The 19,420-nt window shown below is 45.3% G+C and carries 23 protein-coding genes and 1 pseudogene; 11 read left to right on the plus strand and 13 right to left on the minus strand.

Translation table 11 applies throughout. From position 1 onward, the window contains the following. Window positions 1–77: 77 nt before the first annotated feature. The 4 genes from NI468_RS08075 to NI468_RS08090 all read left to right on the plus strand — a co-directional run bounded on the left by NI468_RS08075 (window position 78) and on the right by NI468_RS08090 (window position 3,483). Window positions 78–2,066, plus strand: coding sequence for an ATP-dependent helicase (locus tag NI468_RS08075; protein ID WP_253101220.1), 1,989 nt, complete (start codon window positions 78–80; stop codon window positions 2,064–2,066). Window positions 2,067–2,149: 83 nt separating this feature from the next. Continuing rightward, on the plus strand, window positions 2,150–2,401 hold the full coding sequence (locus NI468_RS08080) for an RNA recognition motif domain-containing protein (RefSeq protein WP_004729489.1): 252 nt from the start codon (window positions 2,150–2,152) through the stop codon (window positions 2,399–2,401). Window positions 2,402–2,595: 194 nt separating this feature from the next. Then, a complete protein-coding gene (locus NI468_RS08085; protein WP_004278463.1) occupies window positions 2,596–3,099 on the plus strand; it encodes a DUF6586 family protein in 504 nt (167 codons plus the stop codon). A gap of 105 nt (window positions 3,100–3,204) precedes the next feature. After that, window positions 3,205–3,483 (plus strand): hypothetical protein, encoded by a 279-nt coding sequence (locus tag NI468_RS08090; RefSeq protein WP_004278462.1) that lies wholly within the window; start codon window positions 3,205–3,207, stop codon window positions 3,481–3,483. Window positions 3,484–3,740: 257 nt separating this feature from the next. Here the strand turns inward: NI468_RS08090 and NI468_RS08095 are convergent, their stop codons facing one another. The 4 genes from NI468_RS08095 to NI468_RS08110 all read right to left on the minus strand — a co-directional run bounded on the left by NI468_RS08095 (window position 3,741) and on the right by NI468_RS08110 (window position 7,610). Next, window positions 3,741–5,456, minus strand: a complete 1,716-nt coding sequence (locus NI468_RS08095) for a cation:proton antiporter (RefSeq protein WP_253101224.1) — start codon at window positions 5,454–5,456, stop codon at window positions 3,741–3,743. A gap of 135 nt (window positions 5,457–5,591) precedes the next feature. Continuing rightward, window positions 5,592–5,747: a 50S ribosomal protein L33 gene (gene rpmG, locus NI468_RS08100; protein ID WP_001205031.1), complete on the minus strand. Its 156-nt coding sequence runs from the start codon at window positions 5,745–5,747 to the stop codon at window positions 5,592–5,594. A gap of 12 nt (window positions 5,748–5,759) precedes the next feature. Further along, window positions 5,760–5,996 (minus strand): 50S ribosomal protein L28, encoded by a 237-nt coding sequence (gene rpmB / locus NI468_RS08105; RefSeq protein WP_000048256.1) that lies wholly within the window; start codon window positions 5,994–5,996, stop codon window positions 5,760–5,762. A 165-nt stretch (window positions 5,997–6,161) separates the two neighbouring features. Beyond that, window positions 6,162–7,610 carry a coniferyl aldehyde dehydrogenase gene (locus tag NI468_RS08110; protein WP_005261753.1) on the minus strand — a complete coding sequence of 483 codons (1,449 nt, stop codon included), beginning with the start codon at window positions 7,608–7,610 and terminating at the stop codon, window positions 6,162–6,164. 115 nt (window positions 7,611–7,725) lie between these two features. On the opposite strand from NI468_RS08110, the gene NI468_RS08115 reads away from it, so the two are divergent. The 5 genes from NI468_RS08115 (at window position 7,726) to NI468_RS08135 (ending at window position 11,385) form a co-directional block, all read left to right on the plus strand. Next, the gene (locus NI468_RS08115; protein WP_034437998.1) at window positions 7,726–8,457 is read left to right on the plus strand and encodes a TetR/AcrR family transcriptional regulator; all 732 of its coding nucleotides are present in this window, start codon (window positions 7,726–7,728) and stop codon (window positions 8,455–8,457) included. Between the two features lie 48 nt (window positions 8,458–8,505). Continuing rightward, a complete protein-coding gene (gene purU, locus NI468_RS08120; protein ID WP_004278437.1) occupies window positions 8,506–9,372 on the plus strand; it encodes a formyltetrahydrofolate deformylase in 867 nt (288 codons plus the stop codon). A 192-nt stretch (window positions 9,373–9,564) separates the two neighbouring features. Beyond that, complete coding sequence (locus NI468_RS08125; protein ID WP_253101226.1) at window positions 9,565–10,332, plus strand: energy transducer TonB; 768 nt, start codon at window positions 9,565–9,567, stop codon at window positions 10,330–10,332. A gap of 25 nt (window positions 10,333–10,357) precedes the next feature. Further along, window positions 10,358–10,981, plus strand: coding sequence for a MotA/TolQ/ExbB proton channel family protein (locus tag NI468_RS08130; RefSeq protein ID WP_253101229.1), 624 nt, complete (start codon window positions 10,358–10,360; stop codon window positions 10,979–10,981). Further along, window positions 10,981–11,385 carry an ExbD/TolR family protein gene (locus tag NI468_RS08135; RefSeq protein ID WP_004278434.1) on the plus strand — a complete coding sequence of 135 codons (405 nt, stop codon included), beginning with the start codon at window positions 10,981–10,983 and terminating at the stop codon, window positions 11,383–11,385. The genes NI468_RS08130 and NI468_RS08135 overlap by 1 nt, the downstream gene beginning before the upstream one ends. A 64-nt stretch (window positions 11,386–11,449) precedes the next feature. On the opposite strand, the gene msrA is transcribed toward NI468_RS08135, so the two are convergent. The 6 genes and pseudogenes from msrA to NI468_RS08165 all read right to left on the minus strand — a co-directional run bounded on the left by msrA (window position 11,450) and on the right by NI468_RS08165 (window position 15,912). Continuing rightward, a complete protein-coding gene (gene msrA / locus NI468_RS08140) occupies window positions 11,450–11,974 on the minus strand; it encodes a peptide-methionine (S)-S-oxide reductase MsrA (protein WP_253101232.1) in 525 nt (174 codons plus the stop codon). Window positions 11,975–12,084: 110 nt separating this feature from the next. After that, the gene (locus tag NI468_RS08145) at window positions 12,085–12,546 is read right to left on the minus strand and encodes an META domain-containing protein (protein WP_004278432.1); all 462 of its coding nucleotides are present in this window, start codon (window positions 12,544–12,546) and stop codon (window positions 12,085–12,087) included. A gap of 102 nt (window positions 12,547–12,648) precedes the next feature. Next, window positions 12,649–13,698 (minus strand): DUF4105 domain-containing protein, encoded by a 1,050-nt coding sequence (locus NI468_RS08150; RefSeq protein WP_005103044.1) that lies wholly within the window; start codon window positions 13,696–13,698, stop codon window positions 12,649–12,651. 23 nt (window positions 13,699–13,721) lie between these two features. Continuing rightward, a complete protein-coding gene (locus NI468_RS08155) occupies window positions 13,722–14,234 on the minus strand; it encodes a dihydrofolate reductase (RefSeq protein WP_004647417.1) in 513 nt (170 codons plus the stop codon). A 200-nt stretch (window positions 14,235–14,434) separates the two neighbouring features. Then, window positions 14,435–15,277, minus strand: coding sequence for a thymidylate synthase (gene thyA, locus NI468_RS08160; protein ID WP_004278429.1), 843 nt, complete (start codon window positions 15,275–15,277; stop codon window positions 14,435–14,437). Between the two features lie 182 nt (window positions 15,278–15,459). Further along, a pseudogene (locus NI468_RS08165) lies at window positions 15,460–15,912 on the minus strand (lipocalin family protein). A gap of 418 nt (window positions 15,913–16,330) precedes the next feature. Between NI468_RS08165 and NI468_RS08175 the strand changes: the two are divergent. Beyond that, a complete protein-coding gene (locus tag NI468_RS08175; RefSeq protein WP_180001627.1) occupies window positions 16,331–16,846 on the plus strand; it encodes a CHAP domain-containing protein in 516 nt (171 codons plus the stop codon). Between the two features lie 18 nt (window positions 16,847–16,864). On the opposite strand, the gene NI468_RS08180 is transcribed toward NI468_RS08175, so the two are convergent. The 3 genes from NI468_RS08180 to lgt form a co-directional block, all read right to left on the minus strand. Further along, complete coding sequence (locus NI468_RS08180; RefSeq protein WP_253101239.1) at window positions 16,865–17,251, minus strand: hypothetical protein; 387 nt, start codon at window positions 17,249–17,251, stop codon at window positions 16,865–16,867. After that, entirely contained in the window at window positions 17,244–17,636 is a 393-nt protein-coding gene (locus NI468_RS08185) for a hypothetical protein (RefSeq protein WP_005107933.1), read from the minus strand. The genes NI468_RS08180 and NI468_RS08185 overlap by 8 nt, the downstream gene beginning before the upstream one ends. Before the next feature lie 92 nt (window positions 17,637–17,728). Further along, window positions 17,729–18,538 (minus strand): prolipoprotein diacylglyceryl transferase, encoded by an 810-nt coding sequence (gene lgt / locus NI468_RS08190; RefSeq protein WP_005107931.1) that lies wholly within the window; start codon window positions 18,536–18,538, stop codon window positions 17,729–17,731. 93 nt (window positions 18,539–18,631) lie between these two features. On the opposite strand from lgt, the gene NI468_RS08195 reads away from it, so the two are divergent. Further along, window positions 18,632–19,411 carry an NRDE family protein gene (locus NI468_RS08195; RefSeq protein WP_195725177.1) on the plus strand — a complete coding sequence of 260 codons (780 nt, stop codon included), beginning with the start codon at window positions 18,632–18,634 and terminating at the stop codon, window positions 19,409–19,411. Window positions 19,412–19,420: the final 9 nt, after the last annotated feature.

The raw sequence follows: 19,420 nt of genomic DNA on the forward strand, positions 1-19,420 counted from the left end.
GTGTCAGGGCAACTGAAAAGCCATAATTCTGGAAGCGATCTGTTAAACTACATACATCCACAAAATGATAAGTGAAAATGAGTTTAGCCACCCTGATTGATGAATTAAATCCCCAACAAAAGCAAGCAGCGACTACAGAAGCAAAACACAGTTTGGTGCTGGCCGGGGCAGGTTGTGGCAAAACCAAAACCATCGTGGCACGCGCAGCTTACTTGATTGAACAGGGCGTGCCTGCCAACCAGATTCAAATTCTGACCTTTACCCGCCGGGCAGCCAGTGAAATTGTGGCGCGTGTCGAACTGGCACTCGGTGGACAAGCCAAGGGGCTGCGAGCCTCGACCTTTCATACCTTCTGTATGTATCTGCTGCGCCGTATTCCGAAAGCTTTTGGCCTTGAACAGTTTTCGATTATTGATCGTGATGACCAGCTGATGATGTTTCGCCTGATTCGCGGTCGTGATGACAAGAAAAACCCCAATCATTTACCTAAGCCTCAGGAACTATGTGACCTGTATTCTTTTGCACGGAATACCCGGCAAAAACTTAGTCTGGCACTGGAAAAACAGATGCCGGAATATCTGGCTCTCAAAGACCAGATTGCCGAAATCATGAAAGAATATGAGACACGTAAGCAAGCGCGAAGTTTTCTGGATTATGACGATATTCTGGCGGTAGTAGCTACGGCGTTGGCACAGTCCGAAGGTCTGGTCGACTATGTCGCTTCAATCTGTCGGCATATGCTGGTCGATGAAATGCAGGATACCAATCCATTGCAATGGGCTTTGCTGGAGCCACTGAAAGACCGGATCAGCCTGTTCTGTGTCGGTGATGATGCGCAGTCGATTTATGGCTTTCGTGGTGCAGACTTTGAAAATATTCACCATTTCAAAGAACGTGTGCCAGATGCGCAAATTTTTAAATTAGAAAAAAACTACCGTTCGACCCAGGAAATTCTGGATCTGTCCAACTGGCTGCTCGATCAGTCTGAAATCAAATATGACAAACGTCTGGAAGCGTATCGTGGAGAAGGTGTAAAGCCGCGTATGCATATCTTCCCGAATGAGTTTGATGAAGCCAAATGGATTGCGATTGATATTAAAGAACGCCATTATCTGCAAGGCGGCAAATGGGGCGAGCATATGGTGCTGGTTCGTTCCAGCTTTGCCGCGCGGCACATTGAAGCGGCCTGTATTGCAGCCAATGTACCTTATCGCTTTATTGGTGGTATGAAGCTGCTGGAAACGGCGCATGTCAAAGATTTGCTCAGCATGCTGCGGGTGGTCGCTAATCCATTGGATGATATTGCGTGGATGCGTTTCTTAACCCTGTGGAATGGTGTGGGTGATGTGGGTGCCAGCAAGCTATCGCAGCAGTTATTGGCTGAACCGGAAATGGATCAGATTGCAAAGAAATTAGAACAGTTTGGCAAGATACCGCTAGAAACCATTCTGATCATGCAGCAGATGAATGTGCTCAAAGGCGAAGTGCAAGCCTGTGTCGGTCTGGCGATTCAGGCGATTGAATCTCAATTGGCAGAAAACTATAAAAAGGATTGGCCACGTCGCCAAAGTGATTTTGAACTGGTCAAACAGCTGGCGTCCAAGCATTCACAGCTGAGTGAATTTTTAGAGGAATATGTACTGGATCCGGTGTCAATCTCGGAAATCGAGCGCCAGTCGGATCATGATGTGGTGACCTTAATCACCATTCACTCGGCCAAAGGCACCGAGCAAAATGTCTGTTATGTAGCCAATGTGACGCCGGGGAATTATCCGCATGCGCGTGCTCAAGGTGATTTTGATGATGTCGAAGAAGAACGTCGTGTGCTGTATGTGGCGTTGACCCGGGCAAAAAATGAATTAATTCTGACCAAACAGAACCTGAATCATTGGGCGCGGGAAACGGTCGATGAGCAGGGGCGTAAAGTCGAAAGTTATTTCCTGAATGATCTCACCCGGCATTTATGCACCACGGAAACCCATTACAAAACCCGGCAGCAAACTGTAAAAAGTGCCTTGATTGAACGCAAGTCGATTAATTTAGATTTTGGGATTGATCTCGATTAAACTATAGCAAAGTTGTTTCATGCAAAAAGTAGAGTAGGCGCGTGCTTTTTGATATTTTTTGCCTATCTTCTTAAGGTTGTAAGATGAAAATTTTAGTTCGTAATTTAGAACGTACGGTCACAGAAGCCGAATTACTGAAACTGTTCCAGGAATATGGCACAGTGGAGACCTGTACTTTGGTGCTTGATGCAGCAACAGGCAAATCAAAAGGTTTTGCTTTTGTAGAAATGCCACATGGCCGTGAAGCAGTCAAAGCCATTAAAGGCCTGAACACTTTACGCCTACACGGACATGGCATCCGCGTGAAAGCCGCAGAAGACAAGCCTCAGGCTTAAACTCAAAAAAGGAGCACTTGATAGGCTCCTTTTTTTATGGCTACAATTTAGTATCGCCGTACTTAATTAGTGAGCTCAATGCTCTGAATTTCAGTGCTGGATGGATTCAGTCTAAACATCTTTTGATTGCGAAATGTAGGCGAACCTTTTACTTTATAAAAGCCAAAATTTGTTTTAAACCTTAGGAAATCTCGATGACCCGTGTTGCTCGCTATCATGCGGACCGTACCAATCAAAAACTGTATTTCGCCCGTCTATCCTGCCAGCAAGCAGAGCAAACCGAACATGTACAACAGGCTCAGGCACAACGTGAAGCAACTGTGTTTCATTTGCATGGTGCTTTGTTAGCATTTTTACAGGAACTGGTGCGTTACTATCGCCTGAATGATCCTCATCCGACGCTAAAATCGATCGAAGAACTGATGGCGGCCAAAGGCCAGATTTCGCCGGAAGTGGCGGTGCTGCAACATTTATCCAAGAGCGGTTTCATTGCTGAACTGAAACGTGCTTACCGTCTGTGCCAGTATGCGCCCGAACCAAGTACCCCAGAACCTGAAGACGAAACTTCCTCAAATCTCATCATTAAAGTCACACAGTCTCCACAAGCATGGTTACCTGATACTGCTATATTGAGAGAGTGGCATCGTGACCTGACTCAATTAATTGATGGTTTTCGTAATGAGATGATTGAATTTTAATCGGATCGGCTGTACTTGAAAATGCAATTTTTAACCCTATATCAATTACTCTAATGATGCAAAGTGCACCCGGCGCTTTGCCACCATGTTGAACATGGAGGATATATGTCTATAGAACAGTTGAAAGATTTATTTGGTAATCAAGACGCGATTTTAGAACTCGTTCAACTTGAAGGTGGCGCGTTGGCTCTACGCAATGCAGGCTCACATAAACAGCCTTTGGTCATGATTCAATTTAATGATGAGGTGAAAGCTTTACTTGGAGAGCAGACGCCCGTGATTGCGCAACAGATGATTCAGGCAGCACTCTATGGTTTGCTGGAACAGCAGGTCAATGAGTGGCAGGCTGAAGTTGTGGATGAAGAACCAAAGTATATGAGTTAATCGTTGAAATTTATTTAGAAAGCACACTATCGGTGTGCTTTTTGAGTTTTATAGGTTATTAAATTAGGCAGATTTTAAGTACCATAAAAACGTTCATTTGAAATGAAGATGAAAAATCAGTATTTTAAAATTTAAGTCGTGAGCAGTCTGAAGCCAGTGTGTTAATAAAATCTTTGGCTCAGAGATATATTGATGTCCATAAAAAAAGTTGCCAGATCCAGCAACTTTTTTATTTGGTGTTGATTAAAAGAAAAACTTTAATGAGAAGGCGTATGCTGATGCGCGATCTCAATCTGGTTCAAAATATGATTGCTCATATTTTTTGCCATTTCTTCTTTGGCATAATAAACCGCACCGACATTATCCCGACGAATGGCTTCAGCTTCTTCCTTGCTTTCCGCACAGACCAGTACCTGAATTTGTGGATTCAAGGTCTTGGCAATATCGACGATTTTATGAATATCGATGATATCCATAGGGGAGATGACCAGTAAGCGCGCATGCTGAATATGTGCCTGAATCAGGACCCCGGCTTCAGTGGCTGCACCAGAAACCGCAGCAATGCCTTTTTCTCGTAGGTTTTCGACGATGTCACGGTTTTCTTCGGCAATGACCACCTTGATGTTTTCTTCCATCAATGAGCGGGTAATGCGACGCCCGACCTCACCATGACCAATAATGACCACCTGATCGCGCAGGTAATCCTGTGAGACTTCATCGGGTAACATCGCCAGAGGGTCACCACTGCGCTCCAGTAAGCGGGCCAGGGTCGAGCGTTCCCGAATCCATTTCTGTACCGGCTCAATCGCGGAAAAGATAAAGGAGTTAAGCGTAATCGAAATCAAGGCACCTGCCAGAATCAGGTTTTGACCTTCCAGCGAAAGCAGGTTGAGCGAAACACCGAGTGCAGCCAAAATAAAGGAGAACTCACCAATCTGTGCCAGAGAAGCACCGACGGTCAAGGCGGTATTGATCGGATAACGGAAGAACAGCACCAATGCCATAGCCGCAATAGTCTTACCAATCATGATAATCCCGACCACGGCCAGCACATGTAGAGGCTGTTCCAGCAAAATGCGCGGATCAAACAGCATGCCGACTGAGACAAAGAATAAAATTGAGAAAATTTCACGCAGTGGCAAGGTTTCTTCTTCGGCACGATGACTGAAATCAGATTCTTTCACCACCATCCCGGCAAAGAAAGCACCCAGTGCCATCGACACGCCAAAGATCTTATAGGCACCAAAGGCAATCGAGACGGCAGCAGCCACCACTGTTAAGGTAAACAGCTCACGTGAACCCAGACGTGCCACCACCTGTATGATCATCGGAATCAAGCGTTTACCAATAATCAGCATGAAGGCAATAAAGCCTGCGACTTTAAGTAAGGTAATCCCTAAGGTAAGCCAGATATTCTCATCGCTTGCGCCTTCCAGCGCCTGCCCACCTAAAAGTACCGCAGTGGCAGGTAACAGTACCAGCGCCAAGACCATAACCAGATCTTCGACCAGCAACCAGCCAACAGCAATCCGGCCATTGATCGAATCGAGCAGGCCACGATCACCGAGTGCTTTGAGTAGAACCACAGTACTGGCACAGGACAGGCTTAGGCCAAAGACCAGCGCTGAGCCAAAGCTCCAGCCCCACAGCATCGAAACTCCGACCCCGAGCAAGGTGGCAACTGCAATCTGTAAAATCGCACCAGGCAGGGCAATCCGGCGGACCTGCATCAGATCGTTCAGGGAAAAATGCATCCCGACACCAAACATCAGGAACATGACGCCAAGTTCTGCCAGCTGGTTGGCCAGATGAATATCACCGACCACACCGGGTGTATGGGGACTAATCAGAATGCCGGCAATGAGATAGCCGATCAAAGGGGGAAGACGCAGCCGTGCAGCGAGATAGCCAAAGACCAAAGCTAAGCCAAAACCAACAGCCAGTAATATAATGAGCTCTACGTCATGTGGCACTAAATACTCCTTTAGCTAGGTTTGCTGGGAAATAAGCACAAAAAGTGCCAAAACATGCAGAAAGTTTATCAAGCCGGATAAAAAAAGTGCAAAAAAAAACGACCCGCAAAGGTCGTTTTTTTAAAGAAACTAAAATTATTTGATTTTAGCTTCTTTGAAGATTACGTGTTGACGGATTTTTGGATCAAATTTTTTGATTTCCATTTTTTCCGGCATAGTACGTTTGTTCTTAGTCGTGGTATAGAAATAACCTGTACCAGCTGAAGAAACTAAGCGAATTTTATCACGCATGGTTCAGACTCCTTAGATCTTTTGACCTTGAGCACGTAGGTCAGCAACAACCTTTTCAATGCCCAATTTGTCGATAATACGCATACCTTTAGTGGTTAAACGAAGACGTACAAAACGTTTTTCGCTTTCTAACCAGAAACGGTGGTGGTGCAGGTTCGGCTCGAACCGGCGCTTAGTTTTGTTGTTGGCGTGTGAGACGTTGTTACCAACGACTGGACGCTTGCCGGTAACTTGGCAAACCTTAGACATGGTGTAACTCCATTGATTTAGCCAACAGCAAATCTGTATGGCCAGTCAAAAATAAACGGATTGAAATCATTCAAGGGGCGTTTTATATCAAAAATGCGCTTAAAAGACAAGCGATTTTCGTCAAAACGCGGCACGAACTATATCGATAGCTCATGCCTTGATCATTTAGCGGAGAAGTGTCTTCGAAATCAGCTTGTGAATCGGTTTATTGAACGGTGGCAGAATGTATTTCAAGCTATACAGCTTTGGATTCGACATTACTGAGCGTTCATGCGACAAACTGAAGAAGCCTTCTGGACCATGGTATTTACCCATACCTGATGCACCGACACCCCCAAATGGTAGATCATCCTGCGCAACATGGGTCAGTACCGTATTTTGCCCGAAATGCCCTGAATGGGTACGCTGTGCGACATAATCGGCACGCGCCTGATCAAAGTCGAAGTAGTATAAAGCAAGTGGACGCGGACGGCTATTAATAAAGTCGATGACATCGTCAATTTGATCATATTCCATGATCGGTAACAGTGGGCCAAAGATTTCATGCTGCATGATCTGCATCATCGGGGTGACATTGGTCACGATGGTCGGTGCAATCTTGCGCAGATCAGCCGAGTTTTCACTGCGTGGATTAATTTCAATAACTTGCGCACCCTGTTCGCGAGCATCATCCAGATAACCTTGCAGACGGTTATATTGTTTGTCATTGATAATCGAGGTGTAATCCTGATTATGGGTGATATCCGGATACATGCTTTCGACACAGGCTTTAAAATGGTCAATAAACTCAGCCGTCTTGCCACGAGGCAAGAACATATAATCTGGGGCGACACAGGTCTGACCGGCATTCCACAGTTTGCCCACCGCAATCCGCTGCGCAACATCACGTAGATCAATTGATGGATGCACCAGTACCGGCGATTTACCGCCCAGTTCCAGAATCACCGGAACCAGATTTTCGGCAGCGGCTGCCATGACGGTTTTACCGACCGCAGTTGAGCCAGTGAAAATCAGTTTATCGAAAGGCAAGCGACAGAAGGCATCTGAAATTACACCACCACCATTCACCACAGCGACCAATTCTTTAGGGAAGGCTTCAGCCAGCGCTTTTTCCAGGACTTCACCAAAAGCAGCCGATGCACTGGAAATTTTGATCATGGCATGGTTGCCGGCCGCCAGTGCGCAAATCAGAGGACCAATCGACAACAACAGCGGATAGTTCCATGGTGCGATAATCCCAACCACGCCCAAAGGCTGATATTGTACCCAGGCTTTAGCCGGCTGATGAATAATGCCCACATGACGCTTGGAAGGTTTCATCCATCGAGTCAAGTTTTTGCTGTAATATTTGATATGTTCCAGACAGGTGAGCAGTTCACCAATCTTGGTTTCCCCAATGGAACGGTTACCATAGTCCTGATTAATTGCATCAGCAAATTGATCTTGATACTTAACTAAGATACGCTTAAGTCGAGCTAAACGATCGATACGTTCCTTTGCAGTCGGCAGAGGGTAGTGTAAATAAGCGTGTTTTTGTTGCGCCAAGACTTCATTCAGATATTGGCTATCAAAAAAATGTGGTGTCATTGATGTTGTTTTTGTGTGACTGTTCATGCCGCACTACCATTATTCAAAAATCGATTAATTAATTTTTAGAGCAAATACTCTAATTAGTCAAGTGACTTTGTGTGTTAGCCTGCTAATGCATGAACTGAATGGTTATTTTAGGATGTCCCAAACCAAAACCTTAAAAACTAAAGAGCGTATCTTGCAGCTCAGTTTGCAGCTGTTTAACGAGCGTGGCGAACGATCGGTAACCACCAATCACATTGCGGCTGAACTCGGCATGAGCCCGGGTAACCTGTATTATCATTTCCGCAATAAAAATGAAATTATTAAAGAATTGATGGAACAGTACCAGCACCAGACCCTGGAAATGCTGGCGCTGCCGGATGACCGTGCGCTGGATGCCAATGACAAGGTGCATTATTTTCAGGTGCTGAGCAGCCAGTTATGGGCTTATCGTTTCCTGCATCGTGATGTCTATCATCTGGTAGAAAATAACGAAGATTTTCGCAAGATGTATCCACGCTTTGCCGGGCAGGTCATGCAGCAGGGTCAGAAAATCTATAAGGGCTTTGTCAATGCAGGCCTGATGGACATGACCGATTCAGAAATTGAAGCACTGATCATTAACCTGTGGATTGTACTGACCAACTGGACCAACTTCCTGTATATGTCAGGTCATCTGACCGATTCCAATACCCTGGAAGAAAAATGGGTCTGGCAGGCACTCCGTCAAATGGTATTCTTGGAAGGGGCGTATTTACGTGGTGAAAGTCGTCAAACCTATGAAGGTTTATTGAGTAGTTTGGGCTCTTCGGAACTTTTTGCCAGCCTGTCGTCGTCTAAAGATTCTGAATCTGAACAAACTATTCAGAATATCCAAGAAACGCGCTAGAATACTCGGCTTATTTTTTAATTTAACTGATTAGTGACTTAAATCAACATGAATATGACGACTGCTAACACCGCACGTTTATTGATTACTTGTGAAGACAAGCCGGGCATCGTGCAGGCTGTTTCGAGCTTCTTGTATCATCAAGGTGCCAACATTACTGCGCTTGACCAATATGCGACAGCAGCGCAGGGCGGACGTTACTTCATGCGCGTTGAATTTGAACTCGATAATCTGCAAAGTCGCAAAGAAAGTATTACCCAGACTTTTGCAGCGAATGTGGCAGAACGCTATGGCATGCAATGGCGTCTGGCTCTGGTCAGTGACGTGAAAAAAGTCGGTATTCTGGTGTCTAAAGTCGATCATGCCTTGCTTGAGCTGTTATGGCGTCATGCGCGTGGTGGTTTGCCTTGTGAAATTACCAAAGTAGTATCGAATCACGAGACTTTACGCGAAGCAGTTGAAAACTTTGGTATTCCATTCGAAGTCGTGCCGGTGACCAAAGATAACAAACCTGAAGCTTATGCAGAAATCGACCAGTTGATGCAAGGCAATGACCTGTTAGTGCTGGCGCGTTATATGCAAATTCTGGATGAAGAGTTTGTCAGCAAGTGGGAAATGAAAGTGATCAACATTCACCATTCTTTCCTGCCGGCTTTTGTAGGTGCCAATCCGTACAAACAGGCCTATGAAAAAGGCGTGAAGCTGATCGGTGCAACTGCGCACTATGTGACTGCTGATCTGGATCAAGGTCCGATTATTGAGCAGGATGTGGAGCGCGTGAACCATGACTTTACTGTTGAGCAGTTACGTGAACTCGGTCAGGACGTAGAACGTAATGTATTGGCCCGTGCGGTAAAATGGCATTTGGAAGACCGTATTATTGTCGATGGCAACAAGACTGTCGTGTTCCAATAAGACTTGCATTGAGTTTTAAAAAGGCATACTTTTAGTGTGCCTTTTTTGTTTTGATGCAAAAAAAGTCAGTCAAAGGTAGGATTAGCGGTTGCAAATGAAAACACTTCTCATTTATTATTGACATACTTTAATTGTGCTAACCGATGAGCTTGATAGTTTGTTCCACATCATCTCCTCAAGGTAATAGATTTAATGAGTCAAGTTGCTGCGCCCCAAATGCCTACACCGCCGAATCAGATGAAAAAGAAAGTCATCTCTATCGTGGCGGCTGTATTAGTTGGGCATGTGGGTGTGTTATATGCGATCAGCCAGATGAAGGCGCCTGAGCTGACACCCATTGATAAGCAACCCTTAAAAGTGCGCTTTGTAAAACTCCAGGAAGCGCCAAAACCTTTACCGCCAAAGCCGAAGGCCGAGCCACAAAAAGAGCCGCCTAAGCCTAAAGAAGTCAAAATTGTCGATAAACCGCTGCCACCACCACCGAAAAAAGTAGAAAAAATCGAGCAGGTGAAAAAGGCTGAAGCGCCAAAAGTGGTTAAAGCACCGCCAGTTGAAGCAAAACCAACCCCAAGTCCGGTTGTACCGACAGTGGTCACTGAAACTAAAGTGAAATCGGCACCCGCTCCAGTCGCGCCACCTGCGCCTGTGGCACCGCCAGCACCTGCTGCGCCGCCATCACCGAAAAGTGTATCGATTGGTGGGGGCGTGTCCTGGCAGCGTTCACCAAAAGTCTCACTCTCTGCAGGTGAATTAAAATCAGCCTGTTCACTGGTAGTAGATGTTTCAGCGAATGAGCAGGGTAAAGTGGTCTCTGCGACTGCACGAAATTCAAGTTGTAGCCCGGCGGTAACGCGCAAAGTAGAAGCAGCGGTACGTCGTGCACAACTCACCAAATATGTTGAAAATGGTGTGGCTTATCCAACACGCGTGGAACAGCCTTTCGATTTTCAGGTTAAATAACGGCTCACCCATTAGGAGTTCGAATATGAACTTTTCAGTTTATTGGCAACACGCTGATGCAGTCAGTAAAACGCTGTATTTCGTGTTATTGGCAATGTCGATTGCGACATGGACCATTTTTGTGCTGCGTTTGATGGGCACTCGCCAACTGAAACAGATTGCCTATGTTCAGTTATCTAAGGCATTGGAACAACTGAAAACCAAACTGGCTCCTTTGGGCTTTGAACAGCGTAAAGCAGTGGCAGAACAGGCGCTGTTACGCCAGATTTCAGCAGAAAAAGCCAATGCCGAAAAAGGTGTATCAGTTCTTGGTACGATTGCCTCAATTTCACCATTTGTCGGTTTGTTCGGTACGGTATGGGGCATCTTCCATGCGCTGGTTGCTGTTGGTAAAAGTGGTCAGGCTGGTCTGGCACAAGTGGCAACTCCAGTCGGTGAAGCATTGATTATGACTGGCTTAGGTCTGGCAGTCGCGATTCCTGCGGTACTGGCTTATAACATCTGTGTCCGTGCTAATCGTGGCTTGGCACACGAGTTACAGGATCAGGCACACGGTCTGTTGATTGATACCATGCTGCAACAGGAATCTGCTGCAAAAAAGTCTGATGAGAAAGTAACACAACAGAGTTTCGTGGGAGGTCAAGCTTAATGGCTTTTCAACTGGGTGAAGACAACGATGTAGGCATGAATGAGATGAACCTCATTCCTCTCATCGACATTATGTTGGTATTGATGATCATCTTTCTGGTGACAGCGACCGTTGCGAACCCATCAATTCCATTAACCTTGCCACAAACGACTGCGGAGATTATCGATCTGCCGCCTGAAAATGTCACGATCAGCATCAATGCCGAAGGTGACATTGCCTGGAATGGCGATGTATTGACGCTGGAACAGCTTGAAACCCGTTTTAATGAAGCGGGCCAAGCTGAACGTCAGCCGACCATTGTGCTGAAAGCGGATAAAGAATCACGTTATGACTCTGTGGCGCAAGTCATGTCGCGTGCGAGTGGAGCCGGACTCAGCGATATTGCTTTTGCAACTGATAACTAAGATTTAGGTAATAAAAAAAGCGACTGATTGCAGTCGCTTTTTTTATGCCCATTTTTCATGAAACTTAATGGGTTTTTAAGAGGGTCGTAAATTTGCTGCGTAATTTATTCAATTTTGGAGGAATGACAAAATTGCAATAGCCCTGGGTCGGGTTCTTGGCAAAGAAGTTTTGATGATAGTCTTCCGCCGGATAGAAAGTCGGGGCAGGACTGAGTTCAGTCACCATATTGGTGCCATCGGCTTTCAGAGCATCGATCGCCTGCTGCGCCTGTTGCTGCTGTTCATCATTCAGATAATAAATCACAGAACGATACTGGGTGCCGACATCATTGCCCTGACGGTTTAGCGTGGTCGGATCATGGGTCGCAAAAAATACATCAAGCAACTGGGTATAGTTAATCTGGTTTTCATCGAAATCGATCAGAATGACTTCGGCATGGCCGGTATTGCCACCACAGACATCATCATAGTTTGGCTGAGTTGTGTGCCCACCTGCATAGCCACTGATGACCTGCTGAACCCCCTGGATCTGTAAAAATACGGCTTCAGTACACCAAAAGCATCCCCCACCGAAAAGTGCCTGTTGCATGGTTGATTCCTCATTCAATTAAATAACTCAATCGGGCTGATGGTTAAATTCCAGCTCATCAGTATGAAAGATAAAAAAGCCTGTCCATACAGGCTTTTTGTAGGGAAGTATTAACGCGGCTGAACAGCACTTTCTAGCTGGATCAAGAGATTCCCATGGCGATCCAGTAATTTTAAGGTTTTACCAAATACTTGATAATGTGTCACTTTGGCTAAAGCTTCATTAAATTTCTGATCAAGCTGATCGTTGTTCATACAGGCCATACGGGTAGTGGCCATTTGGTTCAGGGTCAGCGTGTCTTTCGCTGCTGTGTAACTGCCCATAATCCGGTTACAGCTATCTGAACCTGAAACGCGCTGGGTACTGGCATCAAATTGCAGACTCGGAACATTGCGTGCGGTTGGCGCAGTCTTGATTTCAGTATTACCAATCTGGGTCGCAATCCAAGTACGATTTTGCAAAAGTTGTAAATGATTCGCGGTTTGTGTCGTGGCTGTATTGGGCACAGTTTCGCAGCCCATGACCGTTAGAACCGAGCCTAAAATCGCGATTGCAGTTAATTTTTTTAGCATGAGAGATACTCTGATCATTGACTAGCTATTTGTATATAAACAAAAAAATGATCAAGGTTCCAGTTGATTTTGTATCTTTATTGAAGTGGATTTGCTACACAGTTATCGCATGTCGGGTTTTGGTAGGCCCTGCCGGATCAGGCGTGAATAGTCCTGACTGGAGAGATTAGCGGTGCGTTCTACCCGTGGATTGACATGTGCCCGTTGATACCAAGTGTGCATATCCCAAGACTGTTCTAGTACTTTAAGATCATAGAGATAATTCGGTAAATAGCCGGAGGCCAGCAACCGGTAATCTGAGGGTAGCTGTTGTTGCGATATCGCCTGAACCATATCAAAGACTAGTGTGGTGCAATTACTGGTCAGGGTATTGTACCATTTTGGCTTTTGGGCCAGCTCATCGGCCTGACGCAGATATTCCTTGAATAGCGCTTTAGCCTGAGCTTGCGGCATTTTGACTGGGAAAAAATAGACCTGTTCACCACGGACATTGCTACGGGTATAGACAATATCCTTTTCATCCGATGCGACCAGACTCAGTTCATATTTTCGGAAAAAGCCACCAATCGCTGAAAACTCTTCATTCTTTTCCTTGCGGATTTCAATCGAGAAGGTGAGTGGCTTTTGATTGGCAAAATCGAAGCTGACCAGGGTATGGGCAATTTTAGGCCCCATCCAGTAGGAAGTAATGATGTTCACGCCAGTAATCTGATTCAGATCAAAACTGCGGCTTTCCCAGCGTTCGATATAGCGACCATCGGCCTGCCAGTCAAAGTTGCGGATATTGTGTAAGGTAACCTGATCGCCTTGCTGCTCATAATGCAGAAGCTGGGAAACCTCAGGATTCCACTCTCGATCCTGACGCGCTTCCAGACTGAAATATCCTAGCAGACAGAATAAAAAGGCCAGAAGATAAAGAACGCTATCCACTTGGCGGGAGATCAGATGCCGGGTGAAATAAATCCCGAGAACGACCAGCGCAAAGGTCAGCCAGAATCCAATCAGCATCAAGCTGCCGATTTTTCCGAGGGGTTGATGAACCCAGAGCATCAGGCTGAACCACAGGCTCGACAGAAGGACGAATAAAGTAAACAGACTGCCCAGCAGCCACAGACTCCAGTGCCTGGAAATATATTCGCGTCCCTGCATCATCACTTTTTCATGAGAAATAGGTTTTATTTTCTGTAGGTTGCGAACTCAAAAGCAATGCCGGTTTTGTCGTCGATATGTTGCTCGGCGGCGACCTTTTTAAATTCCGCTGGAATCTCTGGATAATAGGCATCGCCCTGTACATCCAGTTCGACATGGGTCAGTTCCAGACGGTCTGTAATATTCATGGTCTGTTTAAAGATTTCACCGCCACCAATGATGAAAATGGTTTCGGGTTTTTCTGAAGCCTTTACATCTGCAACGGCCTGACTCAGCGCATCTTCAATGCTATAAGCGACTTTGGTGCCTGCAAATGCCCAGTCTGGATCACGGGTAATGACCCAATTCACCCGTTTAGGCAAGGTACGTCCCATCGATTCTAGTGTCTTGCGACCCATCACCACCACACCGCCTTGGGTGATTTCCTTGAAGTGTTTCAGGTCGGCAGAGATATGCCAAGGTAGGTCATTGCCCTTGCCGATACAACGCTGCTGATCCATGGCAACGACGTGTACAACTTCTAAATCTTGAAATGACATGTATTGAATCCTTCTTATCAAGCCCAAAGTCCTTCGTGTAATTTTTTACTGGTACGAAAGAAAGGTTAAAAATCTATATTGATTGCCTTCATGCTTTAGGGCTAGGAATATATTTTGAAAGGAGGTGGCGATTCACGCGTGGTAAAAAACCTCTTCCTAGCCCTCTCCTAGGAGGAGGGGGAACTTTATAATAAAGAACATTAAACAGCGACAGGGGCTTTAATTCCTGGATGAGATTCATAACCGACAATTTCGATATCTTCAAATTTGAAATCGAACAGGTCTTTAATCTCGGGATTTAGTTTTAATTGACAAAGGCCGAGTGGCTCACGGCTGAGCTGTAATTGTGCCTGTTCAAAATGGTTGCTGTACAAGTGGGTATCGCCACCAGTCCAGACAAAGTCACCAACCTCCAGATCACAAACTTGCGCGATCATATGCGTTAATAAAGCATAGCTGGCAATATTAAATGGCACACCTAAAAAAACATCGGCACTGCGCTGGTACAACTGGCAAGACAATTTGCCATTGTGTACAAAGAACTGGAACAGGGTATGGCAAGGGGGTAATGCGACCTGCCCCGCTTCATTCGGATTCCAGCCAGAGACAATCAGACGGCGCGAATTTGGATTGGTTTTAATTTCATTGATCAACCATTTGATCTGGTCAAAACCGTCCTGATTATAACTATTGTCTGCATTTTTGCTGGCCCCAAAATTACGCCATTGGTGGCCGTAAACTGGACCCAGTTCGCCTTCAGGACGTCCAAAACGCGCAGTCTGTTCTGCGGTTGCCCATTCGTCCCAAATCGAGACTTTATTGTCTTTTAAATATTGAACATTGGTATCGCCTTTCAGGAACCACAACAGTTCAATCACGATAGAACGGAAATGAACTTTTTTGGTGGTGAGTAAAGGAAAACCTTGGGAAAGATCAAAGCGCATCTGATGACCAAATACCGAACGTGTACCTGTACCGGTACGGTCGCCTTTATCGCCGCCGTTGTCGAGGATATGTTGTAAAAGGTCAAGATATTGGCGCATAGTTCTCTCTATTTGAATCTGTTGAAAATTGCCGTTTTAACAGCAGAACGGATTATTTTATAATCAATTTTCTGTCGAAAGGGACAATTTAAATTGCGCACATCATAGCATTTTTTGATGAGCTTTCATCGCCCAAATTGAGAATAAAAAAGACCTCCTGATAGAGGTCTTTTGATTGCAGTTTAAGCGGTTTTATGGCCCGTATGGACGGTATGAATCAGATCAGACAGATCATATCCCAAGGATTCTGCATAACTTAAATATTCGCGTTGAATGGTTTCATCCAGACTGGTACCGCGATGCAGTAGCCATAAATATTCTTTATTCGGTTCGCCTACAAGCGCGGTCTGATAATCTGGATCGATTTTTAATACCCAGTAATCACCCTTGGTGAACGGAATCCAACGCAGGCCTTCAGGTAAAAAGCTGACTTCAAGCTTGGCATGTTCTGCATCGATAATGGTCGCTTCAGCAATGGCTTCATCCAGTTTGCCATTTTCATTCAAGCTCTATACCGCAGAAATATCGGTGCTGTCTTCAGGTTGGCGCTTCATCGGCAAGTGTGCAATGTCATACCAGGTACTTAAATATTGTTCTAAATTAAAATTTGAAACGGTACTTAAAGTCTGACTCATTTTTCTTCTCTGTTTAGTTCAATATTTAAAGTTTAGTTCAAGGTTTAAAAATGCCGCATCAGTGTAATACAGGCGGTAAAGCTCAAAATGATGTAATCACGTGGTGAAATGTTATCTGAAAATGGCCGAGCTACAGATTAAATCCACACGTTTGAGTAGAAAAAGATAAGGACTCATTTTGCGTATTTCAGGCTGAAAAAGCTTTGCAAGGCATTGGAATTGGCTTTGCTTTACATTTTTTTTGCAAAGATGATGGGTTTTGTAACTGTATTAGAAAGAACGGCTTAATTTGAATGCCGCAAAAATAGACAAATTTATTTACATTTTTAATGTGAAAGATAACATTTAAACGACTAGTATTCTCGGCTTGTTAACAATATGAAAGCCTAAATTACAGGCGAGGAGCGGTTGGTAAGGCATGATCTATGATCATCAAGTAAACATGAGCGAAGTATATGCTCCTGTCCAAGCGAATATCATGGTGCGTTCCCAATCGGAGCAAAGACCTAAAAAGTCATCCCAGCAAGCTACTGTCCGTAACGCTTCAGGCGTAAGCAATGGCCATCGTATCAATATCGAGAAATTTACCAGTTATCTGCAAGGCATTACCCGAAATACCAGTACACAGAAATGTGCGCGCAGTATTCGTGTCGGTCTGCAATCCTCGGGTGCGAAAATTGTGAATCATCCGGTCGCAGCGGCAGATTGGGGAAGTACCCTGATGCAGCTGGGCTATAAGAAAATTAATGCTTCTTTTGATCGGCCGAAAAAAGGCGATATCTATATTATTGACCGTACTCAGGGCCATAAATATGGACATATCGCGGCTTATTCAGGTAGTGCCTGGGTATCGGATTTTAAACAGCGAGATCATGCGGTTTATCGCAATAAAAACGTGACTTATAGTTACTATCGTCTGGAAACTTACTTCTAAGAAAATACTGCGAAGTGATCAGTCTTCAAAACGCTTCGCACGGCTTTCATAGATTAAAACGATAAAAAATCCAATCGCGGCAAAGCCAAGACATTGCAGACCCAAGGCAAATTTACCCCATTGCTGGCGCTGTTCGGGCAAATAGCCAAACAGGGTAATTAAGGCAATGATGGGAATGACCCGGCTCAAGGCGCTAAAGCCATTTGCATAGGGATTGGATTTCGAAATTTTCAGACGGAAATGGTGCAGTAAATGCACGACAATTCCAATCGCTAAACTCACCCCAACAAATACCGGATCTAACTGGACCACAGTCGATGCTGCATAAATCAAAATACAGGTCGCAATAATGACTATCAGCTTGATTTGACGGCTACAGCGTTCGGAATACCAGAACTCAAGCATGGGGTGAACCCGCATCTGATTTGTTCTGATTGAGCAGCGACAATGGTGAAAACAGGCAAATCGCCAGTGCCATAAAGGCAATGCCTTGTGCACCCGGAATCAAGATTTCGCCCTGTTGCATATTCATAAAAACTAAAGCAATCAATAAGGCAATTGGAATCCAAGTCAGTAATCTATACAGCAACCCGGTCGGGTTTTTGCTGGCAAAGTGGATTTTGCAGTAACGACAAATCAGAAAAATGATGCCAGTACCGACAAACATCAAAATCGAATCTAAGGGCAGTGGTTCCATCCAGTACAAGCCTGCAGCTGTCGCTGCAATCACAATAAAGATCAATAGTTTTTTGAGAACAGACACCTGCGGATTAAACCAGAACTCAAGCATAATGATGAAAGAATAGAAGAGATAATCGGCACTTTAGCATATTTTGAGTATAAAAAAGCGAGGCCTCTGCCTCGCTAAATTACGCGATTTTCTCAGCTATTTTTTTGTGGACCCCAGTCATATATTTTCTTCTGGTAGGCATACCACATCATCCATAAGCCAATCAGGATCATTGGTAGGCTCAGGAATTGTCCTTTGCTCATCCAGCCAATAAACAGTTGGCCATTGTCCGGCTCACGGAAGAACTCAACCACAAAACGTGCCAGGCCATAACCGATCAGGAACAGCGCAGAAACTGCCATACGTGGACGTGGCTTCGAGCTGAACCACCACAGTACAATAAACAGGATCAGGCCTTCACATAGTGCCTGATAGAGTTGAGATGGATGACGAACCAGTTGCAGCGGATCAGTCGGGAAAATCATGCCCCAGGCAAAGTTTGGGTCGGTGACCTGACGGCCATACAGTTCGCCACCTATAAAGTTACCAATCCGGCCAAACATCAAGCCTGTCGGTACGCAAGGTGCGATAAAATCCAGAGTCTGGAACCAGGTCATCTTATATTTCTTGCACCACCACAACATGGCCAGAATGACCCCGAGGAAACCGCCATGGAAACTCATACCGCCGGTCCAGATCTGGAACAGCCATAAAGGATCGGCCAGGAACTGGGAAAAACCGTAGAAGAAGACATAACCGACACGGCCACCGATGATCACACCGAGTGCACCGAAGAAAATCAGGTCAGACACCATATCCGGTGTCCAGCCACGTTGTTTGGCGCGAAACGTCGCCAATCCCCAGGCAAATAAAAATGCCAGTAAGTACATCAGTCCATACCAGTGGACTTGTAAGGGCCCGAGCGAAATCGCGACGGGATCAATATTGGGATAGGTGAGCATTCCTGTTCCTTGTGATTCTGTTTTGCACAGATTTTAGCTTAAAGCAAAGAAAAATGTTGTACATTCAATGTGTAAAGATCGAGAGCGTAAATTATGTGTATCGTGGCATTGGCTTGGCGGGTTCTGGATCAGAGCTCATTATGTCTGATTTCAAATCGGGATGAGTTCTATCAGCGTCCTACGCAGGAGCTGCATGAATGGGAGAATAGTCCGATAATTGCCGGGCAAGATTTACAGTCGGGCGGTACCTGGATGGGGATTACGGCTTCCGGTCGCTGGGCGGTGATTACCAATTTTCGTGATGGACAGGACAAAGGGCATTATCCGACTTCACGTGGACATATCATCCAGAACTTTTTAGATTCTGACTTAACACCGATCCGATTTGCCCAAGATCTGGAACAACGCCAGTGTGACTATGCCGGCTTTAATCTTTTTATGGGGGATCAGGATCAGGCGGTGTATATGAGCAATCGCGGTGAAGCACCACAAGTACTGGCGCATGGCGTCTATGTGGTTTCGAATGGCCTGATGAGCGAAGACTGGTATAAGACCCGCCATTTACGTAAACGCTTTACCCAGGAATTTTTACCGATGCTGCAATACCAGGAGATCGCAGAAGCAGATTTGTGTCATGCAGTCTGGGATATTCTGGAAGATGAACGCAAGGTGATTCCGGAGCTGCTGCCAGACACAGGTATCTCCGTGGAAATGGAACAGCTGCTGTCTTCGACTTTTATCCAGAGTCCGGCCTATGGCACCCGCTGCTCAAATTTTTTGAGAATGCAGCAGGGACAATGGCACTGGATCGAGAAGTCACAACAAGGTACAACCGCAGGTCAAACTATTGAGAAAATAATTAGCCTAAAATAATCACCGGAT

Source organism: Acinetobacter lwoffii (assembly GCF_024129355.1).
In the GTDB taxonomy this organism is placed as follows: Bacteria; Pseudomonadota; Gammaproteobacteria; order Pseudomonadales; family Moraxellaceae; genus Acinetobacter; species Acinetobacter lwoffii_I.

Excerpts from the sequence above, each read along its gene's own strand:
- NI468_RS08195 (WP_195725177.1), top strand. The coding sequence starts at position 18,632 with ATGTGTATCGTGGCATTGGCTTGGCGGGTTCTGGATCAGAGCTCATTA.
- lgt (WP_005107931.1), bottom strand. The coding sequence starts at position 18,538 with ATGCTCACCTATCCCAATATTGATCCCGTCGCGATTTCGCTCGGGCCC.
- NI468_RS08075 (WP_253101220.1), top strand. The coding sequence starts at position 78 with ATGAGTTTAGCCACCCTGATTGATGAATTAAATCCCCAACAAAAGCAA.
- NI468_RS08180 (WP_253101239.1), bottom strand. The coding sequence starts at position 17,251 with ATGCTTGAGTTCTGGTATTCCGAACGCTGTAGCCGTCAAATCAAGCTG.
- NI468_RS08125 (WP_253101226.1), top strand. The coding sequence starts at position 9,565 with ATGAGTCAAGTTGCTGCGCCCCAAATGCCTACACCGCCGAATCAGATG.
- NI468_RS08110 (WP_005261753.1), bottom strand. The coding sequence starts at position 7,610 with ATGAACAGTCACACAAAAACAACATCAATGACACCACATTTTTTTGAT.
- NI468_RS08130 (WP_253101229.1), top strand. The coding sequence starts at position 10,358 with ATGAACTTTTCAGTTTATTGGCAACACGCTGATGCAGTCAGTAAAACG.
- NI468_RS08080 (WP_004729489.1), top strand. The coding sequence starts at position 2,150 with ATGAAAATTTTAGTTCGTAATTTAGAACGTACGGTCACAGAAGCCGAA.
- NI468_RS08085 (WP_004278463.1), top strand. The coding sequence starts at position 2,596 with ATGACCCGTGTTGCTCGCTATCATGCGGACCGTACCAATCAAAAACTG.
- NI468_RS08135 (WP_004278434.1), top strand. The coding sequence starts at position 10,981 with ATGGCTTTTCAACTGGGTGAAGACAACGATGTAGGCATGAATGAGATG.
- rpmG (WP_001205031.1), bottom strand. The coding sequence starts at position 5,747 with ATGCGTGATAAAATTCGCTTAGTTTCTTCAGCTGGTACAGGTTATTTC.
- thyA (WP_004278429.1), bottom strand. The coding sequence starts at position 15,277 with ATGCGCCAATATCTTGACCTTTTACAACATATCCTCGACAACGGCGGC.
- NI468_RS08145 (WP_004278432.1), bottom strand. The coding sequence starts at position 12,546 with ATGCTAAAAAAATTAACTGCAATCGCGATTTTAGGCTCGGTTCTAACG.
- purU (WP_004278437.1), top strand. The coding sequence starts at position 8,506 with ATGAATATGACGACTGCTAACACCGCACGTTTATTGATTACTTGTGAA.
- NI468_RS08115 (WP_034437998.1), top strand. The coding sequence starts at position 7,726 with ATGTCCCAAACCAAAACCTTAAAAACTAAAGAGCGTATCTTGCAGCTC.
- msrA (WP_253101232.1), bottom strand. The coding sequence starts at position 11,974 with ATGCAACAGGCACTTTTCGGTGGGGGATGCTTTTGGTGTACTGAAGCC.
- NI468_RS08155 (WP_004647417.1), bottom strand. The coding sequence starts at position 14,234 with ATGTCATTTCAAGATTTAGAAGTTGTACACGTCGTTGCCATGGATCAG.
- NI468_RS08175 (WP_180001627.1), top strand. The coding sequence starts at position 16,331 with ATGATCTATGATCATCAAGTAAACATGAGCGAAGTATATGCTCCTGTC.
- NI468_RS08150 (WP_005103044.1), bottom strand. The coding sequence starts at position 13,698 with ATGATGCAGGGACGCGAATATATTTCCAGGCACTGGAGTCTGTGGCTG.
- NI468_RS08090 (WP_004278462.1), top strand. The coding sequence starts at position 3,205 with ATGTCTATAGAACAGTTGAAAGATTTATTTGGTAATCAAGACGCGATT.
- rpmB (WP_000048256.1), bottom strand. The coding sequence starts at position 5,996 with ATGTCTAAGGTTTGCCAAGTTACCGGCAAGCGTCCAGTCGTTGGTAAC.
- NI468_RS08185 (WP_005107933.1), bottom strand. The coding sequence starts at position 17,636 with ATGCTTGAGTTCTGGTTTAATCCGCAGGTGTCTGTTCTCAAAAAACTA.